Annotated in this window: 8 protein-coding genes; 6 read left to right on the forward strand and 2 right to left on the reverse strand. The window is 56.7% G+C overall.

Annotation, left to right across the window (positions count from 1 at the left end; genetic code table 11):
- Nucleotides 1-807, reverse strand: an 807-nt coding sequence (locus RTY00_RS14010) for a TonB-dependent receptor plug domain-containing protein (RefSeq protein WP_312664863.1), incomplete at its 3' end; no start/stop codon positions are given.
- Nucleotides 808-1341: 534 nt separating this feature from the next.
- Between RTY00_RS14010 and RTY00_RS14015 the strand changes: the two genes are divergently transcribed.
- The 6 genes from RTY00_RS14015 (at nucleotide 1342) to RTY00_RS14040 (ending at nucleotide 7046) form a co-directional block, all read left to right on the forward strand.
- Nucleotides 1342-2238, forward strand: a complete 897-nt coding sequence (locus tag RTY00_RS14015) for an ABC transporter substrate-binding protein (protein ID WP_008110205.1) — start codon at nucleotides 1342-1344, stop codon at nucleotides 2236-2238.
- A complete protein-coding gene (locus RTY00_RS14020; RefSeq protein ID WP_312664859.1) occupies nucleotides 2235-3158 on the forward strand; it encodes an amino acid ABC transporter permease in 924 nt (307 codons plus the stop codon). Before RTY00_RS14015 ends, RTY00_RS14020 begins: the two co-directional genes overlap by 4 nt.
- On the forward strand, nucleotides 3151-3912 hold the full coding sequence (locus RTY00_RS14025; RefSeq protein ID WP_061719602.1) for an amino acid ABC transporter ATP-binding protein: 762 nt from the start codon (nucleotides 3151-3153) through the stop codon (nucleotides 3910-3912). The genes RTY00_RS14020 and RTY00_RS14025 overlap by 8 nt, the downstream gene beginning before the upstream one ends.
- Before the next feature lie 123 nt (nucleotides 3913-4035).
- Nucleotides 4036-6321 (forward strand): molybdopterin-dependent oxidoreductase, encoded by a 2286-nt coding sequence (locus tag RTY00_RS14030; protein WP_312664860.1) that lies wholly within the window; start codon nucleotides 4036-4038, stop codon nucleotides 6319-6321.
- Between the two features lie 87 nt (nucleotides 6322-6408).
- Complete coding sequence (locus RTY00_RS14035) at nucleotides 6409-6681, forward strand: antitoxin (protein ID WP_110867195.1); 273 nt, start codon at nucleotides 6409-6411, stop codon at nucleotides 6679-6681.
- On the forward strand, nucleotides 6681-7046 hold the full coding sequence (locus RTY00_RS14040; RefSeq protein ID WP_312664861.1) for a type II toxin-antitoxin system PemK/MazF family toxin: 366 nt from the start codon (nucleotides 6681-6683) through the stop codon (nucleotides 7044-7046). The genes RTY00_RS14035 and RTY00_RS14040 overlap by 1 nt, the downstream gene beginning before the upstream one ends.
- An 80-nt stretch (nucleotides 7047-7126) precedes the next feature.
- Here RTY00_RS14040 and RTY00_RS14045 read toward each other — a convergent pair.
- A partial coding sequence (locus RTY00_RS14045) for an FAD-dependent oxidoreductase (RefSeq protein WP_312664862.1) occupies nucleotides 7127-8663 on the reverse strand: 1537 nt, incomplete at its 5' end.

The following is an 8663-nucleotide window of genomic DNA, read 5'->3' on the forward strand; positions in this document are numbered from 1 at the left end:
ACGGCTGTAACCATAGGAGAAGTCGACGATTTGCAGCGGCGTGATTTTCCACGACAGCACGGTATTGATGTCTTTATTACGCACGCCTTCACGGCCCGCCGCGTAAGAACCGTTTTCGGCGGTGTTGATATCGAACGCATCGGCATCGGTACGGTTGATGTTGCCGTACAGGCGCATGGTCAAGGCATCACCGGCCAGTGGGCCGCTAAGATTGAAGTTAGCGCGTCGCGTATCGCCTTCTTTGTCGTTTTCCGGCTGGCTGGTGTAGAGCGACAGTGAGCCGTGCCAGTCATTGGTTGGACGCTTGGTGATGATATTCACCACGCCGCCCGCCGCGCCAGAACCGTAACGCGCGGCGGCCGGACCACGAATCACTTCAATGCGCTCCACCATTTCCGCTGGCACCCAATTGGTATCGCCGCGTGAATCACGCTCGCCGCGCCAGCTGTAACGCACTGAGTTACGTGAAGAAACCGGCACGCCATCGATCATGATCAAGGTGTTTTCCGGGCCCATGCCACGGATATCAATTTGACGGTTATTGCCGCGGCTGCCGCTGGCGCCGTTACCGGTGAGGTTCACGCCGGGCATTTTGCGGATGATGTCGGAGAGGTCGTTAACAGGGGGATTTTTCTTGATGTCTTCAGCCGTAATGGTGGACACGCCCGGTTGCTGTTTGAGCTCCTGCTCGGCGGTGACGATCATTGATTCATCGTCAGCCAGCTTTTCTGTGGTTTCAGCTGCAAAGGCAGGTGACGTTAGCATTCCCGCTAAAAAAAGCGCAATCGGACGCTTTTTGCCACGCATGGTTACATTCACTTAAGTTTTCTCCCTGTTACGTTAACAATTGTAAGTAAATGCGCATGATAATGATAACGTTTCTCATTGTCTATTCAGCGAGACGGCAACAAGCCTGACAATACAAACCTTTACAAAGGATTTTTCCGTTGCGGGTACGAGTTGCGGGGGAAGGGAACGCCTCATTTGCTTAGATGAATCCGTTATGAGTAAGAAGAAATGTGTCGACGAATTTTGGATAAGCAGGCTATTGATTCACTAGCAAATTCTGAATTCTGTTGAGACTTACACGCCAAATCTGGTGCGGAAATCCCGCATTGCAACCGTGCTTGCGGCTATTGCCATATTTCGGCAATAGATATGTTTTTTTCGCATTTGTGATCGCCGTATATCTTCAAACACAATGCCTTCGGGACGTAATGAGGATGACAATTCCTTCCGCCACGCGCCTTTCGCGTGAGGTGAGTCAGGAGACAAAACCATCGCTACCTCAACGCCTTTTCCCTGTGGGGAAACTTTTTATAAATCAGGAGAAAGGTTCCAGTGAAATTCGCCAAAGGCATGACAATTCTTGCGCTCGCGCTGAGTGCACACACCGCGTTCGCCGCCGATGAATCCGTCCCAACTGACAGCTCAATCCACGTGCAGGCCGATCCCGCGCTGAAAAGTTTGCTGCCGGCGGATGTGGTGAAACGTGGCTACATTGTTGCCGGAACCAATCCCAACACGCCGCCAACCACCTTCTATAAAGAAGACAACAAAACGTTGGCCGGTCGTGAAATCGATATCATGAATGCCGTGGGCGAGCGTCTGGGAATCCAGGTTCAGTGGCGCGACACCGGCGGTTTCGACAACATCATTCCAGGCTTGAAAACCGGTCGTTACGATGTGGCGCTCTCCAACATCAACGCCACGCCAGCGCGTGCCAAAATCATCGACTTCGTCGGTTACTACGATGCCAGCCGCCTCGGCATTATCTCGCGTAAAGATGCCAACATCGCACCATTCAAAGAACTGGCGGATGTGTGCGGTAAAGAAGTGGGTGCCGGTTCCGGTACCACGCAGGTCACGCGCCTTGAAGACGCCAGCAAAGCCTGTGAAGCGGCGGGTAAAAAACCAATCAAAGTCTCGGTATTCCCGGATCGTCCAGCTGGCGTGCAGGCGGTGGTAAGCGGTCGCGTGCCGATGTTCCTCGGCCCGTATGAAGGCTTGCTGTGGCAGGTGAAAGTGATCAAACCGCTGACCATGAGCGGCGAAATCACCGTACACGATGCGCCAGTCTCCGTTGCGTTCCCAAAAGATTCTGCGCTGGAGCCCGCCGTACAGGCCGCGCTGAACTCGCTGATCAAAGATGGCAGCTACAACAAGATCCTCGACAACTGGGGCATCGGCTTTGGTGCTGTTAAACAAGCCAAACGCAATCAGGAAATCTTTCAATGAGTGACATTCACGACCACACCGGCGATTTGAAAATCGTCGGCAAACGTTACTACGGACGCTGGCTAAGTGCGCTGGTGGTGCTGTTGTGCGTGGTGGCGATGGCGAACTCGATGATTAACAATCCACGCTTCGAATGGAGCGTGATTGCGGAGAACTTTACCGGCGAATCGATCCTGCAAGGCGTATTAATGACGCTGCAGCTCACCGCGATCTCTGTGGTGCTGGGTTTTGCTTTTGGTACGGTGCTGGCGCTAATGCGCCTCTCCTCCAATCCGGTGCTGGTGGGCGTGAGCTGGTTTTATACCTGGTTCTTCCGTGGTGTGCCGATGCTGGTGCAACTGTTCCTGTGGTACAACATCGCGGCGCTTTATCCCACCATCGCCTTGTCGATTCCGGGCCTCGGCGAACTCTGGAGCACGCAATCGAACGCGTTAGTCAGCCCATTTAGTGCGGCGGTGATCGCGCTGGTGATGCACCAATCCGCTTATGCCGCTGAAATTGTGCGTGCCGGTATCCAGAGCGTCGGCAACGGCCAACTGGAAGCTGCGCGTGCGCTTGGCTACCGTCCTTCACAGATTTTCCGTCACACCGTGCTGCCGCAGGCGATGCGCGCCATCATGCCGCCAGCAGGTAACGAAATCATTGGGCAGCTGAAAACCACGGCGGTGGTGTCCGTGATCTCGCTGCAGGACGTGCTCTTCTCGGCGCAGATTATTTACCAGCGCACCTATGAAGTGATTCCGCTGCTGCTGGTGGCAACTTTGTGGTATCTGCTGATGACCTCAGTGCTGTCAGTCGGTCAGTTCTATGTGGAACGCTATTTTGGTCGTGGCGTCACGCGCCGGGAAAAACGCAGCTTGCTGAAATCGCTGCCGGGTTTCTCAGCGGCAAAAGCAGAAAGGAGCGTCAGCAATGGGTGAGGCGATCGCATTACGTAAAGTCACCAAACGCTTCTCTGGCGTCACCATTCTGGATGAAGTGAACCTGGATATTCCTGCCGGTTCAGTCACGGTGATCCTTGGGCCATCCGGTTCCGGGAAATCCACGCTGCTGCGCTGCATTAACCATCTGGAAAAACTGGATGGCGGCACCATTCGCATCGGCGGCGAGATCATCGGCTATAAGCAGAAAGGCCAGGCGCTGCACGAATTAAGCAGCGGTGAAGTTGCGCGTCAGCGTGCCGAAATCGGCATGGTGTTCCAGCAGTTCAACCTGTTCCCGCACCGCACCGTGTTGCAAAACATTGTGGATGCGCCGATGCGCGTGAAGAAGCAGAGCCGTCAGCAAGCGACCAGCAAAGCGCTTTCACTGCTGAAGCAGGTGGGTTTGTCAGGCCGCGAAGAAGAGTGGCCGCAGAATCTCTCCGGCGGACAGCAGCAGCGTGTGGCGATTGCCCGCGCGCTGGCGATGGATCCCGGCGTGATGCTGTTTGATGAACCGACGTCGGCACTCGATCCCGAACTGGTGGGTGAAGTATTGCAGGTAATTAAACAGCTGGCGCACTCCGGCATCACCATGGTGGTGGTGACACACGAGATTGGTTTTGCGCGCGAGGTTGCCGACAACATTGTATTTATGGAAAGCGGCAAAATCGTGGCGGCGGGGCCAACCCAGCAAGTGCTCGACGACCCGGAAAACGGGCGCGTAAGAAACTTTATTGCAACGGTGCTTTAGGCACCGTTTTTCTTTTTTAACACCCGGAAGATGTAGTGCCTCAGTAATACGCGCAGGTCTGTTGTAGGGTCGCCATTCATGGCGACCTGGATGCGTTGAGCTGACAAGCATGAAGGAAAAAAAATGACGCAAAAACCGGTAATGCACAGCGCCCATTGGGGCGCTTTTCATGCCCAGCAACAGGGCGATCGGCTCACCATCGAACCGTTTAAGGGCGATCCCGATCCCAGCCCGCTGCTGCAAAATTTCCGCACTGCGTTAAACCATCCGGCGCGCGTATCCCGTCCGATGGTGCGTCGTGGCTGGCTGGAGAACGGACCCGGCCCGGACGATCGTCGCGGCAACGATGAGTACGTCGCGGTGAGCTGGGACGACGCTTACGCGCTGGTGACGCGCGAACTGCAACGCGTCGGCGACACTTATGGCCCGCAAGGCATCTTCGGTGGCTCTTACGGATGGTCAAGCGCGGGCCGCTTCCACCACGCGCAAAGTCAGGTGCATCGCTTCCTCAACACCACGCTCGGCGGCTACGTGCGTTCGGTTAACAGCTACAGTTCCGGCTCCGCGTCGGTGCTGCTACCACACATCGTCGGCGATATGACTGAAATTGCCCGTCGCGGCGTCAGTTGGGAAGAGCTCGCCCAGCACAGCGAAATCGTGCTGGCATTTGGCGGTTTAGCATTGAAAAACTCGCAGGTCGCCAGCGGCGGCTTGAGCGAACACACCGAGCGCGGCTTTATGCAGCAGGCGGCGCAGCGCGGCACGCGCTTTATCTCGGTCAGTCCGCTGAAAAGCGATCTGCCGGAAGAAGCGCAGGGCGAATGGCTGGCGCTGCGACCGGGCACCGACGCGGCGTTTATCCTCGGCGTGTTATCGGTGTTGATCGCCGAACAGCTGACCGATGAGGCTTTCCTCGCGCGTTACACCGTGGGCTGGCCAGAAATGGCGGCCTATATTCGTGGCGAGGAAGACGGCACGCCGCGCGATGCGGCGTGGGCAGCAGAAATTTGCGGCGTGAGCGCGGAGTTCATCAGTGATTTCGCCCGCCAGCTGCACGGCAAACGCGTGCTGGTAACGGTGGCGCATGCCTTACAGCGCGCCGAAAACGGCGAACAACCGGTGTGGCTGGGATTGGTGCTGGCGTCCGCGCTCGGTCAGCCGGGCTTGCCGGGCGGCGGCTACACCTATGCGCTTGGCGCGCTGGGCCATTACGGCAAGCATCACAATCTGGTGAGTTTCCCGGCGCTGCCGCAGGGCAAAAACGGCATTGATCGCCTGATTCCGGTGGCGCGTATCGCCGATATGCTGCTCAATCCCGGCAAGCAATTTGACTACAATGGCCGCCGCTTAACCTATCCGCACATCCGTTTGGCGTATTGGGCGGGCGGTAATCCGTTCCATCATCATCAGGATCTCGCGCGCCTGCGTCAGGCTTTCTGCCAGCTGGATACGCTGATCGTGCATGAAATCGCCTGGACCGCCAGCGCACGCCATGCCGATATCGTCTTGCCCGCCACCATGACGCTGGAGCGCGAAGACATTGGCGGCGCACCTACCGATCGCCACTTGTTTGCCATGCAGCCGGTGGCGCAACCGTTCGGCGAAGCCAAAGATGATTACGCGATTTTCACCGAGCTGGCGCGCCGTTTAGGGCGGGAAGAAGCCTTCACCGAAGGACGCGACACGCGCGGTTGGTTGCAGCATCATTATGCTCAGCTGCAGCACAAGCTGGCGGCGCATCAGGTTGAGATCCCCGACTTCGAGAAGTTCTGGCAACAAGGCGTGCTGGAGTTACCGCAGCTGAAAGATGGCGGCCGCATGATCAACGCTTTCCGGGCCGATCCAGATGCGTCGCCGTTGCCGACGCCGAGTGGGAAAATCGAAATTTTTTCCGCCACCATCGCCAGCTTTAATTATGAAAACTGTCCCGGTCATCCGGTATGGCGCGAGCCGCAGCAGCAACCGGATGCCGATCATCCGTTCTGGCTGATCGCCAATCAGCCAGCGACGCGCTTGCACAGCCAGCTCGATTTTGGGGATTACAGCCTGAGCGGCAAACGCGATGGCCGCGAAGTGTGCAGTTTGCATCCGGCTGATGCGGCGGCGTCAGGTATTAACGATGGCGATATTATCGAGCTCTACAATGAACGCGGCCACGTACTCGCCAGTGCGCGTCTGACCGAATCCATCATGCGCGGCGTGGTGCAGTTGCCGACCGGCGCCTGGTACGATCCGGTCGATCCAACCGCGCTGCGTCCACTTTGCCGTCACGGTAATCCTAATGTGCTGACGCTGGATATCGGCACCTCGTCACTGGCACAAGGCTGCAGCGGGCAAATCACCGTAGTGCAGGTGCGGAAATATCGCGGCAAGGTGACGCCGGTACAGGCGTTTAATCCGCCAGTTTAAAAGCAGACGTATCTCAATAAAACAAAGTGTGACTTTGTCTCACTGGGTGATAGACTCAGTGTGACAAAGTTACACTTTGGAGGATGTATGGCTTTAACCAAACTGCGTCAGCAAGGCGGAGCCGTTGTGCTAACGATTCCCAGTGACATCGCGACCAAAGCGGGTTGGCATGTGGGGATTGAGCTAGATGTCACTGCAACTGACGAGTCAATCAACATCAAACCTGTTAACCGGCTCGCACGCGGCAGGAAAACAATGGACCAACTGTTAGCTGGCATTGATCAGGAAGAGATTCGCCAGTTTAATGAAGCCGTCAGCGACGATTTGCAGGATAAACCGCAGGGCAAGGAGGCTATCTAATGATATCGCGTAGAGTTCCGCAGTTAGGTGAAATCTGGCACGTCAACGGCGATCCCGTTGAAGGCAGGGAGTTTAAAGGGCCGCATTATTATCTGGTGATTTCACGGCGGGAACTCGTCGCTGCGCTTGGGACAGCGGTCTGTATTCAGGTAACCAGCGGTGGCGGCGCTTCGCGCTCGCAGGCTGTTGCGGTGTATCTGGATGGCAATAGCACGGATACCGGCAGCGTAACCGGCGTTGCCTTGTGTTACCAACTTCGTTCGCTTGATCTTACCGCGCGTAAGGCGAGCTTTGCCGCGAAAGTTGAACCACACATCATGGACGAAATCCTGTCGATGGTGGTGGATTTGATTGATCCGCGTTGAAAAGCTGAAAACTCACTCAACATTCGTAGGGTCGCCATTCATGGCGACCAATTGCCCCTTAACTGACCCGCTTTTTCATCTCACGCCGTGGTTTTCCGGTTTTGCGTCAATTCTTTCACCGTTTCCGCTGCACGTTTTCCGGCGAGGAACGCGTGGTCCGAGTTGTAATATTCCCACTCGCTGTAGCGCCCGGAAAGATGGATGCCTTGCGTCGCCAGCCAGCTGCGAATCAGCGTGACGTTGGCGGTGCGTTGATGGTCATACACTACATAGGCGTACGGCATATCCACTTCACTGGCGGTCACGATTTCATCATCGGCATTGATGATACCGACCCGAATACAATCAGCGATACAGCGTTCAATCAACGCATCACCTTCACAAGGCAGCGGCTGATCGGCGCGATAGGTCATTTCGCAGGTCAGGCCAAAACCGCCTTGTGGATTGCAGTGCGGGCTGGCGTTGCCCTGTAAAAAGATGCGGTGGAACAGCGTGTTGCCGGGATAGTAAATCCAGTGTTTGTCGCTGATATTGGCGCGGCCAATGCCCAGATTAACGCAGCGCACCGAGATATGGCGCAGTTGCTTCGCTGCTTTCTGCACCGCCTCCGGAGCAAAGCTGCCCATCAATCGCACGAGTTCAGGCAGCGGCAAAGTGCTGATCATCTGGTCATATTGAAACTGTCGACCATCACTCAACAGCACGCGCCGTTGAAGCGGCTGGATCTCGCTGACGTCCGCCTCCATCTCCAGCGCGCAATTCAGATGGGGCAGAAATCCTTCCATCAGCGCCTGAAAACCGCCGCGCAGCGGATAGCCAAAGCGCGCGTTGGGACCGACCGGTTTATCCAGCGGCGCCAGTGCGCCGGAGATGATCTGCTCTAAATCCGGCAGCGGCACGCGTCCGCCGAGCCAAGAGGTTTCCATATTCACCAGCGGAGTTTTCCACAGTTTCTGGTTATACGGCAGGGCGAAATGTCGAGCGATGCCTTTGCCCCAGGTACGGAAAATAAAGCTCTCAAAATCTTCGCTCTCCGGCTGACAGGCCAGACTTTCACCATCCGGGATGGCGCCATCGGCGCAGCAATCACGACGCGCTTCGGTGGCGACTGCCTGCAAAGCGGGAGGCGACGCATAGCGCGCTTCAATCGCGCCCAACACGCACTCGCCAATCACCTCGGCGGGCAAACCGTGCAGCGCCGACTGGAACGGATAGCGGGTGTAAACATCATGGCTGTAAACCCAGGCTTCACGCGTTTGCCAGTGCTGATTGTCGCCCAGCAGGATGTCGTACAAACGCAACACGTAAGGATCGTTGGAGAACATAATGTGGCCGGCATGATCGAAGGTGAATCCCTGATCCTCAACCGAACGGCACCAGCCGCCCACGCTGGCATTTTTCTCCAGCACCACCGCACCCGCGCCGTAGTGATAACCGGCGCTCAATCCGGTTGGTCCGGCGCCGAGAATCAAGCACTCAACAGTATTGTGCGCCTGCACTGGTGGACGGGCGGCGGCCACGTCGGGCTGGGAAATCGGGCGTTTCGTCAGCGCCACGATATGCGCCTGCATCTCTTCAGCGGTGCGATCCCACGAAGTTGCCGCAACGCGTGCCGCC

The organism is Pantoea sp. CTOTU49201 (assembly GCF_032054795.1).
GTDB classification, from domain to species: Bacteria; Pseudomonadota; Gammaproteobacteria; order Enterobacterales; family Enterobacteriaceae; genus Pantoea; species Pantoea symbiotica.

What these genes read in the sequence shown, in the direction of transcription:
- RTY00_RS14020 (WP_312664859.1), top strand. Translation starts at nt 2,235, where the DNA reads ATGAGTGACATTCACGACCACACCGGCGATTTGAAAATCGTCGGCAAA.
- RTY00_RS14035 (WP_110867195.1), top strand. Translation starts at nt 6,409, where the DNA reads ATGGCTTTAACCAAACTGCGTCAGCAAGGCGGAGCCGTTGTGCTAACG.
- RTY00_RS14040 (WP_312664861.1), top strand. Translation starts at nt 6,681, where the DNA reads ATGATATCGCGTAGAGTTCCGCAGTTAGGTGAAATCTGGCACGTCAAC.
- RTY00_RS14025 (WP_061719602.1), top strand. Translation starts at nt 3,151, where the DNA reads ATGGGTGAGGCGATCGCATTACGTAAAGTCACCAAACGCTTCTCTGGC.
- RTY00_RS14030 (WP_312664860.1), top strand. Translation starts at nt 4,036, where the DNA reads ATGACGCAAAAACCGGTAATGCACAGCGCCCATTGGGGCGCTTTTCAT.